Annotated in this window: 18 protein-coding genes; 12 read left to right on the top strand and 6 right to left on the bottom strand. The window is 68.0% G+C overall.

Annotated elements, in window-relative coordinates:
* Nucleotides 1-60 precede the first annotated feature (60 nt).
* The gene (locus EV650_RS19880) at nucleotides 61-2835 is read left to right on the top strand and encodes an AAA family ATPase (protein WP_134120547.1); all 2775 of its coding nucleotides are present in this window, start codon (nucleotides 61-63) and stop codon (nucleotides 2833-2835) included.
* On the opposite strand, the gene EV650_RS19875 is transcribed toward EV650_RS19880, so the two are convergent.
* Nucleotides 2825-3391, bottom strand: coding sequence for a 2'-5' RNA ligase family protein (locus EV650_RS19875; RefSeq protein WP_134120546.1), 567 nt, complete (start codon nucleotides 3389-3391; stop codon nucleotides 2825-2827). The two genes, EV650_RS19880 and EV650_RS19875, sit on opposite strands and share 11 nt — an antisense overlap.
* 82 nt (nucleotides 3392-3473) lie before the next feature.
* Between EV650_RS19875 and EV650_RS19870 the strand changes: the two genes are divergently transcribed.
* The 7 genes from EV650_RS19870 (at nucleotide 3474) to EV650_RS19840 (ending at nucleotide 10559) form a co-directional block, all read left to right on the top strand.
* Entirely contained in the window at nucleotides 3474-4349 is an 876-nt protein-coding gene (locus EV650_RS19870; protein ID WP_134120545.1) for a Rossmann-like and DUF2520 domain-containing protein, read from the top strand.
* Entirely contained in the window at nucleotides 4346-5173 is an 828-nt protein-coding gene (gene panC, locus EV650_RS19865) for a pantoate--beta-alanine ligase (RefSeq protein WP_134120544.1), read from the top strand. The genes EV650_RS19870 and panC overlap by 4 nt, the downstream gene beginning before the upstream one ends.
* A 141-nt stretch (nucleotides 5174-5314) precedes the next feature.
* Nucleotides 5315-6982, top strand: coding sequence for an L-aspartate oxidase (locus tag EV650_RS19860; RefSeq protein WP_134120543.1), 1668 nt, complete (start codon nucleotides 5315-5317; stop codon nucleotides 6980-6982).
* Nucleotides 6975-7847, top strand: a complete 873-nt coding sequence (gene nadC / locus EV650_RS19855) for a carboxylating nicotinate-nucleotide diphosphorylase (RefSeq protein WP_134120542.1) — start codon at nucleotides 6975-6977, stop codon at nucleotides 7845-7847. The genes EV650_RS19860 and nadC overlap by 8 nt, the downstream gene beginning before the upstream one ends.
* Nucleotides 7847-8611, top strand: a complete 765-nt coding sequence (locus EV650_RS19850; RefSeq protein ID WP_134120541.1) for a type III pantothenate kinase — start codon at nucleotides 7847-7849, stop codon at nucleotides 8609-8611. Before nadC ends, EV650_RS19850 begins: the two co-directional genes overlap by 1 nt.
* 70 nt (nucleotides 8612-8681) lie before the next feature.
* Complete coding sequence (locus tag EV650_RS19845) at nucleotides 8682-9110, top strand: hypothetical protein (RefSeq protein WP_134120540.1); 429 nt, start codon at nucleotides 8682-8684, stop codon at nucleotides 9108-9110.
* Nucleotides 9111-10559: a multicopper oxidase family protein gene (locus EV650_RS19840; protein ID WP_134120539.1), complete on the top strand. Its 1449-nt coding sequence runs from the start codon at nucleotides 9111-9113 to the stop codon at nucleotides 10557-10559.
* On the opposite strand, the gene EV650_RS19835 is transcribed toward EV650_RS19840, so the two are convergent.
* The gene (locus EV650_RS19835) at nucleotides 10547-11107 is read right to left on the bottom strand and encodes a carboxymuconolactone decarboxylase family protein (RefSeq protein ID WP_134120538.1); all 561 of its coding nucleotides are present in this window, start codon (nucleotides 11105-11107) and stop codon (nucleotides 10547-10549) included. The genes EV650_RS19840 and EV650_RS19835 overlap by 13 nt on opposite strands.
* 143 nt (nucleotides 11108-11250) lie before the next feature.
* Here EV650_RS19835 and EV650_RS19830 point away from each other — a divergent pair, with 143 nt between their 5' ends.
* Nucleotides 11251-12555, top strand: coding sequence for a hypothetical protein (locus tag EV650_RS19830; protein ID WP_238174334.1), 1305 nt, complete (start codon nucleotides 11251-11253; stop codon nucleotides 12553-12555).
* On the opposite strand, the gene EV650_RS19825 is transcribed toward EV650_RS19830, so the two are convergent.
* The 4 genes from EV650_RS19825 to EV650_RS19810 form a co-directional block, all read right to left on the bottom strand.
* Complete coding sequence (locus tag EV650_RS19825; RefSeq protein ID WP_134120536.1) at nucleotides 12541-13197, bottom strand: DedA family protein; 657 nt, start codon at nucleotides 13195-13197, stop codon at nucleotides 12541-12543. The genes EV650_RS19830 and EV650_RS19825 overlap by 15 nt on opposite strands.
* Nucleotides 13198-13255: 58 nt before the next feature.
* Complete coding sequence (locus EV650_RS19820; protein ID WP_134120535.1) at nucleotides 13256-14161, bottom strand: SPFH domain-containing protein; 906 nt, start codon at nucleotides 14159-14161, stop codon at nucleotides 13256-13258.
* Nucleotides 14149-14595, bottom strand: coding sequence for an NfeD family protein (locus EV650_RS19815; RefSeq protein WP_134120534.1), 447 nt, complete (start codon nucleotides 14593-14595; stop codon nucleotides 14149-14151). The genes EV650_RS19820 and EV650_RS19815 overlap by 13 nt, the downstream gene beginning before the upstream one ends.
* 73 nt (nucleotides 14596-14668) lie before the next feature.
* Nucleotides 14669-15238 (bottom strand): ArsR/SmtB family transcription factor, encoded by a 570-nt coding sequence (locus EV650_RS19810; protein ID WP_202874773.1) that lies wholly within the window; start codon nucleotides 15236-15238, stop codon nucleotides 14669-14671.
* Nucleotides 15239-15296: 58 nt separating this feature from the next.
* Between EV650_RS19810 and EV650_RS19805 the strand changes: the two genes are divergently transcribed.
* The 3 genes from EV650_RS19805 (at nucleotide 15297) to EV650_RS19795 (ending at nucleotide 18595) form a co-directional block, all read left to right on the top strand.
* Entirely contained in the window at nucleotides 15297-16508 is a 1212-nt protein-coding gene (locus EV650_RS19805; protein ID WP_134120532.1) for an MFS transporter, read from the top strand.
* Between the two features lie 10 nt (nucleotides 16509-16518).
* Entirely contained in the window at nucleotides 16519-18039 is a 1521-nt protein-coding gene (gene lysS / locus EV650_RS19800; RefSeq protein ID WP_134120531.1) for a lysine--tRNA ligase, read from the top strand.
* 226 nt (nucleotides 18040-18265) lie between these two features.
* Entirely contained in the window at nucleotides 18266-18595 is a 330-nt protein-coding gene (locus tag EV650_RS19795) for a histone-like nucleoid-structuring protein Lsr2 (protein ID WP_134120530.1), read from the top strand.
* Nucleotides 18596-18640: the final 45 nt, after the last annotated feature.

Here is an 18640-nt window from a genome sequence, read left to right as displayed (position 1 = left end):
CGCAACGGCGTGGGATCGGGAGCAACACCCTGGACCGCAACGATCTTAGGATCAGGCATCGTGGCCAACCTTCCCGAGCAGCTCGCGGTCCTCTTCGGCGACGATCCGGTCTTCGACGTGGTCGGCGCCGAGCCGCCGTTCGTGGTCACGCCCGAGTGGCTCGACCTGACCAAGGCGAAGATCGCGCAGCTGGCCGATCGCCCGGCACTGGGCGACGTCTCGGAGGGCAACAAGAACTTCAAACAGGGCACGCCGCTGCTGATCGACACCTTCTACCAGCTGTTCCGGAGCCTCTGGCCGCCGATGGGCATCCTCGTCGGCGGAGCGCGGAACCTGCACTTCCTGCTGTTCAACGAGTACCGGGAGGAGCAGGCGGAGATCGATACCGACATCACCGCCTGGCGCGAGACCAACGCAGCCTTCGCGATCCCGTTCCCGTTGCGTCGCGACCGTGCCGTCCAGGAGGAGATCATCCGGGCCAGCCGGGAGATGCTGGACCTGTTGACAGGGATCCCGGGCCTGGAGGCGCGGCGTACGGCGATGGCCACGATGCACGACCGCATCCTGGCCAGTCCGGAGCTGCTCGAGCTGCACACGACCATAGAGCGGCCCACGGTGACCAAGCGCTGGATCGAGGAGTTCAGCGACGACGACCTCCGGCAGGCGTTCCCGGACATGGCCGGGAACCCGCTCGACCTGCTGGTGTTCGGGATGAACCGGCTGGAGGCGGCGTACACGGCGGTGACAGAGGTGACCGCGGAGGCCGAGCGGCCGTTCACCGACGAGGTCGCCCGACTGCTTCGGCAGATCGGGCGGCCCGACCTGCCGGCCGGGCTGTCGTTCTCGTCGCTGGGCCCGTCCGGCACGGCCGCGGTCCAGAAGGAGCTCGAAAAGAAGACGACCCGGGTGGACCCGGCCGAGTGGCGGCGCCGTCGGCAGGCGTGGCTGATCCGGGCGGTCGAGGCCGGGGCGGCGTTCCCGGCCCGCGAGTGGCTGGCCGCGACGTACCAGCTCGGCGCCAGCCTCAACGGGATGCCCGACAAGCCGAAGGCCTCGAAGGAGCTGTACCTCGTCTCCGGCTTCCGCCGTGGACTGCGCGACCTGTACTCGTTCCGGCCGCCGAAGGTCGATGCCGATGCGGTCGGCCCGGACAAGCAGCGGGCCGACTCGCCGGCGGCCGGCGACCCGATCGCCGAGCTGAACGCGATGACCGGTCTGGGCCCGGTGAAGGCCCGCGTCCACGAGTTGGTCGCCGAGGCGAAGCTGGCCAAGCTACGGATCGAGGCCGGAGTGCGGCTGCCGAAGCCGATGGGCCACCTGGTCTTCAGCGGCAACCCCGGCACCGGCAAGACCACGGTCGCTCGGGTGCTGGCCGAGGTGTACCGCGATCTGGGCATGCTCTCGTCCGGTCACCTGGTCGAGGTCGGCCGGGCCGACCTGGTCGCGTCGTACATCGGTCAGACCGCGCCGAAGGTGACCGAGGTGGTCGAGCGCTCGCTCGGCGGAGTGCTCTTCGTCGACGAGGCGTACTCGCTGTTCAACGGCTCCGAGCGGGACTTCGGCCGGGAGGCCGTGGCCACGCTGATCCAGTTGATGGAGACGCATCGGGACAACCTGATCGTGGTGATGGCCGGCTACCCCAACGAGATGTACGACCTGGTCGACAGCAACCCGGGGGTCAAGTCGCGGATCCGGAGGTTCGTCAACTTCCCGGACTACACCGACGCCGAGTTGCACGAGATCTTCCTCCAGGCCGTCGAGCGGGCCGGGTTCGTGCTCGGTGAAGGGGTGTCCGAGCGGGTGCTGGCCGATCTGCACAAGGTGCCGCGGGCGCCTGGCTTCGGCAACGCGCGGGCGGTACGGACGCTGCTCGAGCGGATCGCGACGCTGCAGGCGGTCCGGCTGGCCACGCTGGAGTCGCCGACCATGGATCAGGTCCGGACGCTCGAGCGGGCCGACGTCGCAGACCTGGCCGACGACAACATCGGAGACCGGCACGGAGACCCGCGGGCCGAGCTCGCAGCCATGACCGGGCTGGCCGACGTCAAGGCCACCGTCGAGCGGCTGGCCGCGGAGGCGAAGGCCGACGTACTGCGGGCCACGGCGGGGATGCCGCCGACCGAGCGGTCGCGGCACATGGTCTTCACCGGCAATCCAGGGACCGGGAAGACCACGGTGGCGCGGCTGATCGCGGAGATCTACCGGGACCTCGGTCTGCTCGGCGTCGGTCACCTGGTGGAGACGAGCGGCAATGAGCTGATGGGCGAGTACGTCGGTCAGACCGCACCCAAGGTGCAGCGTTTGGTGGACCAGGCCCTGGGTGGGGTGCTGTTCGTCGACGAGGCGTACACGCTGGGCGATGCGAGAGGCTTCGGGACCGATGCGCTCGCCACGCTGATCAAGCTGATGGAGGAGCACCGCGAAGACCTGGTCGTCGTCCTGGCCGGATACACCGAGCCGATGGAGGGGCTGTTCCTGCAGAACCCCGGTCTGAAGTCCCGGGTGCCGACGACGGTGGAGTTCCCGGACTACTCGCGCACGGAGCTCCAGGAGATCTTCCAGTACCTGAGCGGCAAGGCCGGCTACCTGCTGGCCGACGGCGTGCTGGACCGGGTCGGCTGGTTGCTGGAACGGGTCAGGAACGCAGCGGACTTCGGCAACGGGCGAGACGTCCGCAACCTGTTCGAGGCCACTGTCTCCCAGCAGTCCGTCCGGATCAGCACTCTCACCGACCCAGGTGTCGATCAGGTGCGTGAGCTGACGCAGGCCGACGTACCGGAGGACTGGCGAGGTAAGGACGCGGCCGGGGTGGTTGGGTTCCAGGTCAGGCGGTAGTCGACCCGAGCGGTACGGCGCCGAACTGGTGCCACTGCCCGTCGGCGTCCTCGCGCCACAACCCCAGCTCGGTCAGCCGGACGGTCGGGGCCGGGGTCGTTGCGAGAGCGGCGTTCGCCTCGTCGACCACGGCTGTACCGCCGTCCCTGGACGACGAGATGGTTAGGTGCGGCTGGGCGTCCGGGAATTCACCGCCGTACGGCGGGCACTCCGGAAAGGCCTCGAACACTCTCAGCAGCATGGACCGGACCGTCTCGAAGGGCTCCGGCTTCAACCAGGCCGTGCCGTTCGGGAACTGACCGGCGGTCGGGAAGCTGAGATCAAACGGCTCGATGGACGAGACCGCGGACTTCAACCGAGCGACGTCGGCATCTGTCGGCTCGGCGACCCACGGGACCAGCACAGTCACATGCGGCGGGATGAGTTCCGTCAACGGGACTTGGGGTCTCGCCGACGATCGCGACACCGAACGCCATCGGTCCGTGTACTCCGCCAACTCGGGGACTGTGATCAGAATCGCGGTCAGTTCCGTCCGGGCTGCCCATGCATCGCTCACTGCCCCATGGTCTCATCGCCTACTCTGACAGGGAGATCGTCTGGTACCCCGCTGTGGGACTGGAACGAGAAGAGAGTGAGTGATGGAACGGATCGGCTTGATCGGAGCCGGCCGGGCCGGGACCGCCGTGGGAGCAGCCTTGGCGGCAGCCGGACATCGGTTGGTCGGTGTCACCGCGCGATCGGACGCGTCCCGGGACCGCGCTGCCCGCTTCCTACCCGGTGTGCCTGTGCTGACCGCAGACGAGGTCACCGCCAGCGCCGACGTCGTACTGGTCGCCGTACCGGATGACCTGATCAGCGACGTGGCTCACACGCTTCCGTTGACCAGTGCGCAGTACGTCGTACACCTGTCCGGAGCACACGGGCTGAGCCCGTTCGAAGGGCTGGCCGCGACACCGGTCGCGCTGCATCCCTCGATGACCTTTCCGGGTGGCCTGGTGCAGCTGGACGACGTCATGTTCACCGCGACCGCTCCTGACGCTGCACGGTCGGTTGTGGAGCGGTTGGTGAAGTCGTTGGGTGCACAGGTGCAGTGGGTCGCCGATGAGCAGCGTGCGCGGTACCACGCGGGTCTCGTGCACGGTGCGAACCACCTGACCACGTTGCTCTCCCAGGCGGTCGCCGTACTGCGGGAGGCCGGGGTGGCGGATCCGGTGGCGACACTGCGGCCGTTGCTGGCCGCAACCCTCGACAACACGCTGCGATCCGGTCATCATGCGCTCACCGGGCCGATCGCCCGCGGCGATGTCGACACGGTGGCAGCACATCTGGCAGCACTACAAGTACTGCGGGACCGGACGGCGACGACGTACGCCGAACTGGCCCGCGCGACGGTGGAGATGGCAGCGGCGGACGGGCGGCTGGACGCGGAGACGGCCAGCCGGTTCACCGAGGTGCTGGACGGGCACCGAACGGTGGGGCCAGGGCAGGATCGGACAGGGGAGACACCGCGATGAGACTCACCCAGACCAAGGCCGAACTGCGAGCCGCGGCCGCGATCCGGCCACGAGCGGTCGTGATGACGATGGGCGCCCTGCACGAAGGGCATGCGGCGTTGCTGGCCGAGGCCCGGGAACGGGTCGGCCCCGACGGCAGCGTCGTCCTGACGATCTTCGTGAACCCGTTGCAGTTCGGGCCGGCGGAGGACTTTGACCGCTACCCGCGAACGCTCGCCAGCGACCTGGCGATCGCGAAGAACGAGGGCGTCGACCTGGTCTTCAACCCTTCCCGGGACGAGCTGTACCCGAACGAGCCGTCGGTCACGGTGCATCCCGGCCCGCTGGCCGACGAACTCGAAGGAGTCTTCCGGCCCGGCCACTTCTCCGGCGTACTGACTGTGGTGTCGAAGCTGCTGCACCTGACCGCGCCCGACCTCGCCCTGTACGGCGAGAAGGACTACCAGCAGCTGACGTTGATCCGCGAGATGGTCGGCGACCTCGACATGGACGTCGACATCGTGCCGGTGCCGACCGTCCGCGAGCCGGACGGTCTCGCCATGTCCTCACGCAACCGGTATCTGAGCGAGACCGAGCGTGACGAGGCGCTGGTGCTGTACCGGGCATTGAGTGCCGGCGCGAAGGCAGGCATGAACGGACCGGACGCGGTGATGACCGCGGCTCACGCCGAGCTGGAGGCCGTTCCATCGGTGAAGATCGACTATCTGGCGCTCCGGGCGCCTGATCTCGGGCCGGTGATCGGCCCCGGTGAAGCCCGGATGCTGATCGCGGCCCGGGTCGGTCTGACTCGTCTCATTGACAACATTTCCATCACCCTTCGATGAATTCGGTTGATACGGTCGCGGGATGACTCTGTTGAATGCCGCGCCTCCGGCGCGGGGGTCACGGGGCTGCAACTCCCGGCCTTCCCTCGTCGCTCCGGTCGCTTCGCTCCCTGCGCTCCTCAGTCCAGGCCGGGAGGCCCCGTGACCGGACCCGCAGTCCCGCAACGGCTGACGGCTCCGGAGGCCGGCTGGACCGACGATGTTGACGTGGTGGTGATCGGTTCCGGCGTTGCCGGGCTGACCGCCGCGCTCAAGGCTCGTGAACTCGGCTCCGTCCTCGTGGTGACGAAGGACGTCGTCGCCTCCGGCTCCACCCAGTGGGCGCAGGGCGGCGTCGCCGCCGCCCTCGACCCGGAGGACTCGCCCGAGGAACACCTTCAGGACACCCTGGTCGCGGGCGCCGGGCTGAGCGACCCGGAGGCCGTCCGGGTACTCGTCACCGAAGGGCCGGACGCGGTTCGCGACCTGATGGACCTGGGCGCGCGATTCGACACGATGGCCGACGGCGAGATCTCGCTGGGCCGAGAAGGTGGGCACCATCGCAACCGCATCGCACACGCCGGCGGCGACGCGACCGGCGCGGAGATCGAGCGCGCCCTGGTCGCCGCGGTCAAGCGGGCCAAGGACATCCGGCTGATCGAGCACGCCCTTGTCCTCGACCTGCTCACCGCCGAGGACGGCGGGGTCGCCGGCGTCACGTTGCACGTGATGGGCGAAGGCCAGCTCGACGGCGTCGGCGCGATCCGTGCACGGGCAGTCATCCTGGCCTCCGGCGGTATCGGTCAGTTGTACGCGGCAACGACCAACCCGAGCGTGTCGACTGGTGACGGCATGGCGATCGCACTGCGGGCCGGGGCGAAGGTCCGCGACCTGGAGTTCGTCCAGTTCCACCCGACCGTGCTCTGGCTGGGCAAGAGCGCGAAAGGCCAGCAGCCGCTGGTCTCCGAGGCTGTCCGCGGCGAGGGCGCCTTCCTGGTCGACCACACCGGCAAGCGGTTCATGCAGGGCCAGCACGAGCTCGCCGACCTCGCACCACGGGACATTGTCGCGAAGGCGATCATGCGGCAGATGCTTGCCACCGGCAAGGATCACGTCTACCTGGACGCCCGGCACTTCGGCGACGAGAAGTGGCGGGTCCGGTTCCCGACCATCCTCGCATCCTGCCGTTCGCACGGTATCGATCCGGTGCGCGAGCTGATCCCGGTCGCGCCGGCCTGCCACTATTCCTCCGGCGGCGTCTGGACCGATCTCAACGGTCAGACCTCGATGCCGGGCCTCTACGCGTGCGGCGAGGTCGCGTGCACCGGCGTACACGGCGCCAACCGGCTGGCCTCGAACTCGTTGCTCGAAGGCCTCGTCTTCGCTCGCCGGATCGCCAGGCACCTCGCGGACGGCCTGCCCGAGCAGCGTGAGCCTGCCGTCGACGTCCGTACGCCGGGCCTGGTCGACGCGGACGTCGTACCCGAGCTGCAGCGCGCGATGACCGTCGGCGCCGGCGTGATCCGTAGCGCCTCCGGTCTGTCGGAGGCGGGTGCGACCATCGGCAAGCTGATCGAGCAACCGGTCGACGAGCCCGGTACGCCGGGATGGGAAGCGACGAACCTGGTCACGGTGGCGTCCGCGCTGCTCGAGGCGGCGACCGTCCGCGAGGAAAGCCGTGGCGCGCACTGGCGCGAGGACTACCCGGATCGCGACGACCTGCACTGGTCGGGCAGTCTGGACCTGACGCTGCCGGCGCTGGGCGAGCAGGCTGTGCCGCAGGCCACGTTTGTTTCCCACATTTCCGAGGAGAATCAGCGGCATGGATGAGACAGTCGACCGGCAATGGGTCGGTGACCTCGTGCGGGCAACCATCGAGGAAGATCTGGCCGGTGGCGTCGACGTGACCACCACGGCCACCGTCGACCCGGAACAGATCTCGGTCGCCGAGCTGGTCGCGCGCGCCGATGGCGTCGTGGCCGGGCTGGAGATCGCCGAGCTGGTACTGCGACTTGTCGCCGCGCCGGACGAGGTCGAGGTCGAGTACTCCGTTCGCGACGGCGCGTTCGTGCACACCGGCGACGTACTGATGACGATCCGCGGAAAGACCCGGCAGTTACTCACCGCCGAGCGCACGTCACTGAATCTGCTCTGTCATCTGAGTGGTGTCGCCACGCTCACCCGGCGCTGGGTGGACGCGGTCGCCGGCACCGGCGCGGTCATCCGCGACACCCGCAAGACGATGCCACTGCTCCGATCCCTGGAGAAGTACGCCGTACGCTGCGGTGGCGGGAAGAACCACCGGATGGGGCTGTCCGACGCCGCGCTGATCAAGGACAACCACGTGATCGCGGCGGGCGGAGTCGCCGAGGCGTACCGGCTGGTGCGCAAGGCGTACCCGGACATCTCGATCGAGGTCGAGGTGGACTCGGTCGACGACGCGCTGATCGCGGTCGAGTCCGGGGCCGAGCTGATCCTGCTGGACAACATGGACATCCCGCTGCTGCGGGAAGCGGTCGAGAAGGTCAGTGGCCGGGCGCGGCTCGAGGCCTCTGGCGGTCTGACGCTGGACCAGGCCCGTGAGGTCGCCGAGACCGGGGTCGACTACCTGGCGGTCGGCGCGCTGACCCACTCCGCGCCGGTGCTCGACATCGCCTTGGATTTAAGGGCTGAGTTGAATTTCAAGGACGCCTGATGCTGCTAGCCGTTGCCGTCGAGAACACCAGGACGCTGGTAGGCCTGGTGTTCGAGGGCACGGTCAAACGGCATTGGTGGGTCGGCACCGATCCACGCCGTACGGCGGACGAGTGGGCGGTCCTGTTGCAGGGCCTGCTGGCTGGTGAGTCGCCGGTGTCCGGGATCGCGGTGTGTTCCGCCGTACCGCATGTGTTGCATGAGTTGCGGGACGTCGTGTCTCGGTATTACCAGGACGTGCCGAGCGTCGTGGTCGAGCCGGGAGTGAAGACCGGGCTGCCTGTGCTGGTGGACAATCCGCGGGAAGTCGGCACGGACCGGATCGCGAACGCGCTCGCCGCGGTCAGCAAGTACGGCGCACCCTGCCTGGTGGTCGATGTCGGTACGGCGATCACGATCGACGTGGTCAGTCCAGCCGGTGCGTTCATCGGTGGAGTGATTGCCCCAGGCATCGAAACCGCGACCGACGCGCTCGGGTACGCCGCCGCACAGCTGCGCCGGGTCGAGCTGATCCGGCCGCGATCGGTGGTCGCGAAGAACACCGTCGAGGCTCTGCAGTCCGGAGCGATCCACGGCTTCGCAGCACTGGTCGACGGTCTGGTAGCCCGGATCCGGACCGAGCAGTCTTTGAACGACGACACGCCTGTCGTCCTCACCGGCGCCCTCGCGCCGCTGCTGACCGCGGACCTGGTCACCCCGATCCGCGACGAACCGTTGCTGCCCCTGCACGGTCTGTATCAAGCCTTCGCCCGCAACCACAGCTGAAGGTCTCTTGACCTCTTGTGCCCTTGAGGTGATCGGCTCACCATGAAGGCAGCTACTTTGGGGGGAGACCATGAGAGCTGCTTATCGGATCCTTGCCGGTCTCGTTGCGATCGGTGTCGTACTGCAGGCAATGTTCATCGCGCTGGCCTGGTTCCTGGCGATCAAGGACATGGACGACGGCCTGGTCATCGACAAGAACTACGACGGCAACATCGGGCACACACTGCACGGTCAGGTCGGGGTGCTGGCCATTCCGATCATCGCGCTGCTGTTGCTGATCGTGTCGTTCTTCGCGAAGGTCGACGGCGGCATCAAGTGGGCGCTGTACGTCTTCGGCCTGGTCGTTCTGCAGATCGTGTTGGCCTTCGCCTCGTTCGCGGCGCCGGTGGTCGGGTTGTTGCACGGCCTGAATGCCTTCGCGTTGCTCAGCGTCGCGAGTATGGCGGCCCGTCGGGTCGCGCGCAGCGGGCAGCCGGCTGCCGAGACCGCCACTGCGTAGATGCCGTTGGCAACCAAACTGGCCGGTCGGCGCCGGCTGGTGATCGCCGTCGCGGCGACCCTCGTCGTGCTGGCGCCGATCGCGTTCTTCTGGCAACGGAGCCTGGTCCCGAACGACCTGTCGCCGATGACAATGGGGTACGCCGACTACGGCGGCGGACCGGTGTCCGAACACGTCCACCACGGCGTGGATGTCAGTGAGCTGACCGGCCCGCCCGACCAGAAGCCGGATGTGGCCGTCGATCTCGTTGCCCGCAAGGAGCGGTTCGACATTCCCGGTCGCGGCCCGATGGACGGCTTCACGCTGAACCACACTTCGCCGGGTCCGCGGATCGTCGCAAAACAAGGCGATCTGATCCAGGTCACGCTGCACAACGACAATGTGACCGACGGGATCACGCTGCATTGGCACGGTGTCGACGTACCGAATGCCGAGGACGGTGTCGCCGGCGTCACCCAGGACGCGGTCAGGCCGGGGCAGTCGTACGTGTACCGCTTCATCGCGAAGGACGCCGGCACGTACTGGTATCACTCGCACCAGGTCTCCCACGAGCAGGTGCAGAAGGGGCTGTACGGCGTACTGATCGTCCAGCCCACGTCCGCTGATGTGATCGCGGCTGTGCATACGTACGACAAGGTCCGCACGGTCAACGGCGAGTACGGCGAACGTCGGGTGAAGGCGCCCGGTCCGACGGCACAGGTGCGGTTGATCAACACCGACAACGGACCGATGGCGGCCTGGGTCGACGGGGCGCCGTACAAGGTGGTCGCTGTTGACGGGACCGAGGTGAACGCACCGACCGAGGTGAGCGGGAAGGCGGTCCTCGTCACTGCGGGAGGGCGGGTCGACCTCCAGGTCGCTACGGACAAGCCGGTCCGGATCGGGCTCGGCGGTGGACCGACGACGCTGGTGATCGGGGACGGCGATGCGCCGACCGGGACCCAGCCGACGGATCGAGTCGATCTGCTGACCTATGGGTCACCGAAGGCGATCGGGTTCGACCCGGCGAAGGCGACGCGGGTGTTCAGGTACGACATCGGCCGGCGGGTCGGGTTCTTCGACGGGAAGCCCGGGCTGCGGTGGTGGACGATCAACGGGCATCAGTACCCGGACGTGCCGATGTTCGTGGTCAGCGAAGGCGACATCGTCCGGATGACGATCAAGAACACCTCGGGCCAGGTCCATCCGATGCACCTGCACGGCCACCACCTCGTCGTACTCAGCCGGAACGGCGTGACGGCGACCGGGAGTCCGTGGTGGACGGACTCCCTCAACGTCGAGGACAAGGAGACCTACGAGGTCGCCTTCGTGGCGAACAACCCCGGCATCTGGATGGACCACTGCCACAACCTGCCGCACGCAGCCCAGGGCCTCGTCGCCCACCTGATGTACACCGGTGTCACCACCAAGTTCCACCTCGGCGGCGCCCCGGACAATCAGCCCGAGTAGATCGGGCGGCCTACGGTCAAGGCACTTCTCAGCGTCTCGGGGAGGCCGTTGAAGGCGGAGTCGGGTTGGGTGCCGGTGGCGTCGAGGGTCTTGGAGAAGAACGCCCGGGCGGCCGCGGCCAGCGCGACGTCGAGTACGTCGGCATCGGTCAGGCCGATCGCCTTCAGTTCGTCGACGTCCGCCTGCGTGACGGTGTCGGCAGCGAGCGCTACCTTACGTGCGAACGCCATCACGGCCCGGTCGGTCGGATCGTTCGCCGGTTCGCCGACGAGAGCCGCGACCTCCTCGGCCGTGTAGAACTTGTCGGCCAGCACCTGCCCGTGCGCGAGACTGCAGTAGCTGGACTTCAGTGCGGTCGCGGCCGCTAGCGTGGCGAGCTCGTACCGGCGCAGGTCCATGGACTCCTTGATCGCACCGTTCAGCTGCTTCCAGGCGTCGTACACGGCAGGTCGTGCGGCGAAGGTCTGGACGAAGTTGGGTATGTGCCCGGCCGGTGCCCGGTTCGCGTCGAAGAACTCCGGTTCCTTGGGCGTGTCGATGAATGCCATCGTTGATTTCCCCCTTGTGGCTTCTTTCACCGTAGGAGCGTGATACCGATCCGGCAACGGCCCTGGGGGTCCGGTACTGCGGACTGGGTATGGTTCACCGGTCGGTCGTGACACCGGCACAGTGAGGCAGCTGAGACGAGGTGATGGAAGTGCGGCGCGTGCTTTCCGTGGCGCTGGCGGTGGTCGTGGGAGCGACCGCGCTGACCGCGTGTGCCTCGGATCCGGCGCCGACCGATGTCGCGGTGGCCTGGGCGCCGAAGGGCCGGGCGGCGGTGCTGGTGACCTGGAAGGACACCGCCCAGCCGAACCGGATCACGATCGAGGGTGTGCTCAGCGAGAGTCCGTCGTACCTGAAGTACATCCAGGCCGGTGAGCCGAACCAGTGGGAGATCCCGACGTCGGCGTTCCCGGCGGACGGGAACTACAAGGTCGCGGTCGCGACCGGGACGTCGCAGGGTGGTGTGACCAGCAAGCTCGCCAAGTCGCCGGTGTTCGACACCGACGGGCCAGTCCGGCCGAGCGCGGCCGCGGTGGCTCCGCAAGGGCGCGGGGTGCTGATCAGGTGGTCTGTACCGGTCGCGCCGCAGGACTTCACCCCGAACGACCCGCTGGACGTGAAGGGCAAGAAGACGCAGCGGTACGTGCCGATGATCGGACGGCCCGGACAGATGCTGAAGGCGATCGGCCCGGCGACCACGTCGAACCGGCAGCTGATCAAGAGCATCAAGCCGCCGTACGTCTTCGAGCTCCGTACGCAGAACGAGTGGAGCACGCAGATCGGCGGGCAGGTACTCGGGCTGACCAGCTCGATCAATGCCGCAGTACCCCCGCTGGCGCAGTTCAGCGTGCCGATCCGGGTCCGCGGGCGGGTCATCCTGCACCAGGTGGGATGCGAGCTTGAGACACCGTGCACGAGTCAGCGAGCAACACCGGCAGGGGTTCCGGTCGAGGTGCTGACGCAGGTCACGCCCGGTGCGCGGTGGACCCCGGCGGCCCGCGGTGCGACGACGGCCGGTGGGTACTACGACATCGGCGTACCGACCGGTGGGAGCAGGCCGTACAAGATCACCGTGCCGGTCTACAGCAAGGGCGGCCTGATCGCGGGTACGTCGAGCAGTAGGCCGGCGTACACGAAGAGTGTGGTCCGGGTCGCGTCGGCCGGGTTCGCGGGTGGGGACACGGCGAAGAAGGCCGGGTCGATGGTGAGCATCTCGGCGACGGTCAAGCCGGCCCTGAACACGACCGTGATGCTGCAGGCCTGGAACCGGCAGACCCGCAAATGGGCGAACCTCAAGGCGATGGCGATGCGGCAGGGGCAGACCGCGCTGGCGTTCAAGGCCGGGCAGCCGGGTGACTTCGTCTACCGGTTCGTGATCCCGGGCGCGATGATGTTCGGCCGTCCGATGGACGGGATCACCACGGGTGGGCTGCAGCTACACATCCGCTGATTCGGCCGGCGCGGGCTCCTCGGCCTGGGTACGCCGGCGCTTGCGGATCTTGTGGACGGCGTACAGCGCGACCGCGACGGCCGCGATCGCGACCAGGGCCCAGAGCGAGACCCGGCCGAAGATCTTGTCGGCGTTGTCGCCGACCTTGTACGCGACGATGCCGATGGTCGCCGACCAGGCGATACCGCCGGCGGCGTTGGCGGCCAGGAAGCGCGGGTAGTGCATCCGCAGCATGCCGGCCATCGGGCCGGCGAAGATCCGCAGCAGTGCGACGAACCGGCCGAAGAACACCGTCCAGACGCCGTACTTGTGGAAGTACTTCTCGGCCCGGACGATCCGGTCCGGTGAGAAGTGGTGGAACCGGCGGCCGAGCCGGTCGAACAACTGACGGCCGGCCTTGCGGCCGATGAAGTACCCGATCGAGTCGCCGACGATCGCACCGGCGGCCGCCGCCAGGATGACGAACTCGATCTTCAAGTGGTGCTGCGAGGCGAGCAGCGCGGCCGCGACCAGGGTGGTCTCACCTGGCAGCGGTACGCCCATGCTCTCGACGCCGATGACGAGTCCGACGACCAGGTAGGCCACGACGGCCACCCCGGTCGGGATGGCGATCGCCTGGGCCAGCAGCAAAGGTTCCCCCATGCACCCATAGTGACATCGGCAAGCAACCGATTAGGTGCCGGGGCAACTATTTCGGGGTCTACTTCCGGGGAATCTCAGGGGTGTGCCCGTTCTCCGACGGAACTGCCGGGTTCTCCGACGGAATCGCCGGCGTCTCGGTGGTGAACGCCTTGGTGACGCTCTGCAGCGCCTGGGTCACCTCGGACGGGATCACCCAGAAGGTGTTGCCGGGGCCTTTGGCCAGCTCGGGGAGCATCTGCAGGTACTGGTACGCCAGCAGCTTCGGGTCCGGGTCGTTGCGGTGGATCGCCTCGAACACCGTGTCGATCGCCTTCGCCTGACCTTCGGCCCGCAGGATCGCGGCCTGCCGGTCGCCCTCGGCGGTCAGGATCTGGGACTGCCGCGCGCCCTCGGCGTTCAGGATCGCGGCCCGCTTCTCCCGCTCGGCCCGCATCTGCTTCTCCATCGACTCCTTGATCGACACCGGCGGCTCGATCGCCTTCAGCTCGACCCGGTTGACCCGGATACCCCACTTGCCGGAGGCCTCGTCGAGTACGCCGCGCAGGATCGAGTTGATGTGCTCGCGCGAGGTCAGCGTCTTCTCCAGGTCCAGGCTGCCGATCACGTTGCGCAGCGTGGTCACGGTCAGCTGCTCGATCGCCTGGATGTAGTTGAAGATCTCGTACGCCGCCGCGCGCGGATCCGTGACCTGGAAGTACAGCACCGTGTCGATGTGCACGACCAGGTTGTCCTCGGTGATCACCGAGTTCGGCTGGAACGAGACCACCTGCTCGCGCAGGTCGATCAGCTGCCGGGGCCGGTCGATGAACGGGATGACGATGTTCAGCCCGGGCTCCAGGGTGCGCAGGTACCGGCCGAGTCGCTCGACGTTGCTCGCCCGCGCCTGCGGGACGATCCGGACCGTCCGCAGTACCAGCACAACGGCGAGTACGGCGACGACCAGTCCGATAATCAGTTCGGCCATGGTTCCTCCTGTGGATGCACGAGGGCGGTAGCCCCCTCGATGGCGAACACGTCGACCCGGGTACCTGCAGGGATGCGCAGGTCGGGGTCGTAGGAGCGAGCGCTCCACTCTTCGCCGCCGATCCGGACCCGGCCGTCGTCCCGGTCGCAGGTGGCCAGTACGACGGCCTCCCGCCCGATCAGCGCGGCGACTCCGGTGCGTATGCCCGGATGCCCGGTCAGATGCCGTCGCGCGACCGGCCGGACCAGCGTGACCATGGCCGCGGCCGTCACGGCGAACGCCAGCACCTGGAACGCGATGCCCAGTCCGATCCCGCCGACCGCGGCCGCGGCGAGCGCCGCGACGGCCAGCAGGAGCAGGTCGAAGGTCGCTGTCATCAACTCGGCCGTGCCGAGGACGGCGGCGACGATCAACCACAGGACCCAGGACTGCATGGCGACCACCCGACGGCGGAAAGTACCGCTACTTCGAAGGTACTCCGACATACGCCGATCGGAAGCTAACGGTTCAGCTGCCTTCCGGCGGCTTGCCGATCGGTACGACGGCGAACAGCGAGCTGATCTGGCGGGCGCCGGCCGGGTGGTCGCTCTGCGTCCGCTTCTTCTTGAAGCGGTCGACCAGGTCGCTCATCTCCTTGCTGAACCGCACTGCCTCTTCGTGGGTGAGCCACAAGCGGGACCGGCTCAGCGTGCTCACGTCGTCCCACGTGTCGTCCTCGGGCAGCTGCTCGAACTGCTCGAGCACCCCGTTCATCGCGGTCCGCATGATCGCCTGGCCTGCCAGCCGTCCGGCTCCGGCGGTCGTGGAGTCGATCCGCAGGCTCGCGGCCCGCGCCCGCCACGGCCGCTCCCGGCCGTCCGGGGACTCCTCGGCGCGCTCGATGATGCCCCACTTCTCCAGTGCCCGGAGGTGGTAGCTCATCGCGGACGGCGTGAGGCCGGCCAGCTCCGCACACTCGGTCGCGGTCAGCACTTTGCCGTTGTAGAGCTCGTCGATGACCCGTTGCCTGGCGGGGTGGGCCAGGGCGCGGATCGCCTGCGGATCGGTGATCACCACCACGGGCTTCTGCTTCGGCACGAGGTCAGCGTAGCGAACCCCTTGACGAAGTGGAATATGAAGCATTAACTTCACATCTATGAAGCAAACACTTCAGACTTCGATCTGGTCGCACCGCGACATCCGCCTCGTGCTGCCCGCCCGCGCCCTGTCCTACGCGGGCGACTCGATCGCCCTGATCGCGCTGATGCTGCGGGTCTCCGACGGCCACGGCCCGGCCGCGATCACGGCCCTGCTGCTGGCGTTCGCCGTACCGACCGTCGCGATGATCCCGTTCGCCGGGCGGATCGTGGACGGCTTCGACTCCCGGACGGTGTTGATCTGGTCGGGTTTGCTGCAAGCCGCCGCCGGTGTCGGGCTCGCGTTCGTACACGACCTGGTCCACACGCTGGCCCTGGTCTGCGTCCTGCAGCTCGGCCAGGCGGTCGCCGGTCCTGCCTGGGGAGCGCTGATCCCGCGGATCGTCGGTGAAGAACTCGTCGGCCGGACCACCGGGACCAGTCAGGCCCTGATCGGAGTCGCGACGCTGGGCGGTTCAGCCGCCGGCGGCGTCCTGGTCGACTGGGCCGGAAGTCGAGGCGCCCTCCTCGTCGACGCCGGCACCTTCCTTTCCCTTGTCGTCGTCGCCCGCCTGGTCCAGACCCGCCGGCGGCCCGAGCCGGGCACCGCTCGCGAGCGAGGTGGGGTGTCGGCCGGACTGCGGGCCATCTTCGGCGACGACGTACTGCGGATCCTCGTGCCGGCGCTGTGGTTGTTCGTGGTCGTCGGCGAGGCGGTCAACGTGGTCGAGGTCTTCCTGATCACCGGCGAGCTCGGCCTCGGCCCCGGTCTGTACGGCGCGGCCGGGGCGGCGACCGGAGCTGGTGCGATCTTCGGTGCTTGGTACAGCGGCCGCTTGGTCGGCGACCGCAGGCGATCCTTCGCAGTCGTCGTCGGGATGGCGGCGATCGGCGGATCCTGCGTCCTGATGGGCGTGGCCGGGAACTTCGTGACGCTGATGATCGGGGCTACCACGATCGGCTTCGGTAGCGGCCTGCTGAACGCGGCAACGAGCGCGCTGGTCGTGACCAGGTCGGCCGAGCACGTCCGCGGCCGAGTGCTGGCGGCGCTCAACGGGACGGTCCGGTCGTTCAGCATCCTCGCCCTGCTGCTCGGTGGTGCGGCGGGTGCGCTGCTCGGTCCGCGCGGGACGTTCGTGACCTGTGGACTGGCGTGCGTGGTGGCCGCGGCGGTGGCCGGCGTCCTCGTCGTACGAACAAAGGATTCGGAGCTGGAGGCAGTCAGTCACTAGCCTTTAGGGCATGACTGATGACCACGTGAACCCGGTGAACCCCGACAACGGGCAGGACGACCTGCCTGAGCAGATGCGGGTTCGCCGGGAGAAGCGTGACCGCCTGCTGGCGGAAGGCGTACCGGCGTACCCGATCTCGGTGCCCCGGACGCACCTGCTGAAGGACCTGCGGGCGAAGTACGACGGGCAGGACCTGGAGCCCGACACCCGGACCGGCGAGCAGGTCTCGGTGACCGGCCGGGTGATCTTCCTGCGCAACACCGGCAAGCTGTGCTTCGTCCGGCTCCGGGAGGGCGACGGGACCGAGCTGCAGGTGATGGCGTCGGTGGCCGACCTCGGCGAGGAGGGCCTGGCCCGGTTCAAGCAACTCGTCGACATCGGCGACCTGCTGTCCGTCCAGGGTGAGGTGATCACCAGCCGGCGCGGTGAGCTGTCGGTGCAGGCGACCGGGTGGGAGATGGCCGCCAAGACGCTGCGCCCGCTCCCGAACGAGCACAATCCGCTCAGCGAAGAGGCCCGCGTGCGGATGCGGTACGTCGACCTGATCGTCCGGCCGGAGGCCCGCGAGCAGGTCCGCGCGAAGGCAGCCGTGCTGAAGGCGCTGCGCGCGACGTACGACGAGCACGGCTTCATCGAGGTCGAGACGCCGGTGCTGCAGCTGACCAACGGCGGCGCCGCGGCCCGGCCGTTCAGTACGCACCTGAACGCGTTCGACCAGGAGATGAAGCTGCGGATCGCGCTCGAGCTCGACCTGAAGCGAGCGATGATCGGCGGCGTCGACCGGGTCTACGAGATCGGCCGGACGTTCCGTAACGAGGGGCTGGACTCCACCCACTCGGCGGAATTCTCGATGATCGAGGCCTATCAGGCGTACGGCGATTACGACTCGATGGCCGAACTCATCCAGGAGCTGATCCGGAACGCGGGCCGTGCGATCGGTCGTACCACCGTCACTGCGCGCGACGGTTCGGCGATCGATCTGGAGCAGCCGTTCCGGCATGCGTCGCTATTCGGGCTGCTCTCCGAAGCGGTCGGCGAGACCGTCGACGTGACGACGGACCTTGCGAGTCTGACCAAGCTGGCCGAGCAGCACGGCGTCGAGCTGCAGCCGGGCCGGAATGCGGGTGAGATCGCTGTCGACTTGTTCGAGAAGCTGGCCGAGCACACGCTGATCCAGCCCACGTTTGTGCGCGACTATCCGGAGTCGGCGCGGCCGTTGGCGAAGCCGCACCGGCAAATTCCGGGACTGGTCGAGGCCTGGGACCTGTTCGTCAACGGGGTCGAGCTCGGGGTCGCGTACTCGGAGCTGAACGACCCGGTGATCCAGCGCGATCGCCTGGTGGAGCAGTCGTTGCTGGCCGCCGCCGGCGATCCGGAAGCGATGGACCTGGACGAGGACTTCCTCCGCGCGATGGAATTCGGGATGCCGCCGGCCGGCGGGATGGGTATGGGCCTGGACCGGTTGGTGATGTTACTCACCGGGGTCGGTATCCGGGAGACGATTCTCTTCCCGTTGCTCAGGCCGGAGTGATTCCCGAATCCCCTCGCAGGTCGTTGCATAGCACAACGGACTGGTTCCGCAAATCCGGGGTCGAATGCATTCCGGTCCAGCCGGTTGCGAGTGGGATGAATACTCAAAGTTACGATGGCAGTGCGGCGTCGATGAATGACACGAACCCGGTTTGTGCGGTACAAATCAGGTGTTAACAATTCAGCAGGGATTGTGCCCGATGGCGGGCGCGGAAAGGTTGTCATCGATGGCGCAAAGGGTTCAGGTGGTTCTCGAGGACGATCTCGACGGCGGTAAGGCCGACGAGACCGTGACCTTCGGGCTGGACGGAACGACGTACGAGATCGACCTGTCCAAGAAGAATGCCGCCAAACTGCGTGACGCCCTGGCCGCCTATGTCGGCTCCGGGCGCCGGGTCTCCGGCCGCCGCGGCAGTGCGGGCCGGGCGCGGGGCCGGGGCCGTTCGGCATCGGACTCCGCGGACATCCGGGCCTGGGCCAAGGAGAACGGCTACGAGGTCAGCGAGCGCGGCCGGATCTCCGCCGAGGTGCGCGCGGCGTACACCGAAGCCAAGTAATTTTTCCGGACCGCCGGTCCCGGCTCCCCGTCATTGGGGTGCCGG

It is taken from the genome of Kribbella kalugense, from assembly GCF_004365875.1.
Classification (GTDB): Bacteria; Actinomycetota; Actinomycetes; order Propionibacteriales; family Kribbellaceae; genus Kribbella; species Kribbella kalugense.
Note: the sequence above shows the minus strand (reverse complement) of the source record. Positions and strands in the feature narration are given on the sequence as shown.

Bases quoted from the DNA above. Each gene is read 5' to 3' on its own strand.
- EV650_RS19870 (WP_134120545.1), top strand. From the start codon at position 3,474: ATGGAACGGATCGGCTTGATCGGAGCCGGCCGGGCCGGGACCGCCGTG.
- panC (WP_134120544.1), top strand. From the start codon at position 4,346: ATGAGACTCACCCAGACCAAGGCCGAACTGCGAGCCGCGGCCGCGATC.
- nadC (WP_134120542.1), top strand. From the start codon at position 6,975: ATGGATGAGACAGTCGACCGGCAATGGGTCGGTGACCTCGTGCGGGCA.
- EV650_RS19850 (WP_134120541.1), top strand. From the start codon at position 7,847: ATGCTGCTAGCCGTTGCCGTCGAGAACACCAGGACGCTGGTAGGCCTG.
- EV650_RS19845 (WP_134120540.1), top strand. From the start codon at position 8,682: ATGAGAGCTGCTTATCGGATCCTTGCCGGTCTCGTTGCGATCGGTGTC.
- EV650_RS19840 (WP_134120539.1), top strand. From the start codon at position 9,111: ATGCCGTTGGCAACCAAACTGGCCGGTCGGCGCCGGCTGGTGATCGCC.
- EV650_RS19835 (WP_134120538.1), bottom strand. From the start codon at position 11,107: ATGGCATTCATCGACACGCCCAAGGAACCGGAGTTCTTCGACGCGAAC.
- EV650_RS19830 (WP_238174334.1), top strand. From the start codon at position 11,251: ATGGAAGTGCGGCGCGTGCTTTCCGTGGCGCTGGCGGTGGTCGTGGGA.
- EV650_RS19825 (WP_134120536.1), bottom strand. From the start codon at position 13,197: ATGGGGGAACCTTTGCTGCTGGCCCAGGCGATCGCCATCCCGACCGGG.
- EV650_RS19820 (WP_134120535.1), bottom strand. From the start codon at position 14,161: ATGGCCGAACTGATTATCGGACTGGTCGTCGCCGTACTCGCCGTTGTG.
- EV650_RS19815 (WP_134120534.1), bottom strand. From the start codon at position 14,595: ATGCAGTCCTGGGTCCTGTGGTTGATCGTCGCCGCCGTCCTCGGCACG.
- EV650_RS19805 (WP_134120532.1), top strand. From the start codon at position 15,297: ATGAAGCAAACACTTCAGACTTCGATCTGGTCGCACCGCGACATCCGC.
- lysS (WP_134120531.1), top strand. From the start codon at position 16,519: ATGACTGATGACCACGTGAACCCGGTGAACCCCGACAACGGGCAGGAC.
- EV650_RS19795 (WP_134120530.1), top strand. From the start codon at position 18,266: ATGGCGCAAAGGGTTCAGGTGGTTCTCGAGGACGATCTCGACGGCGGT.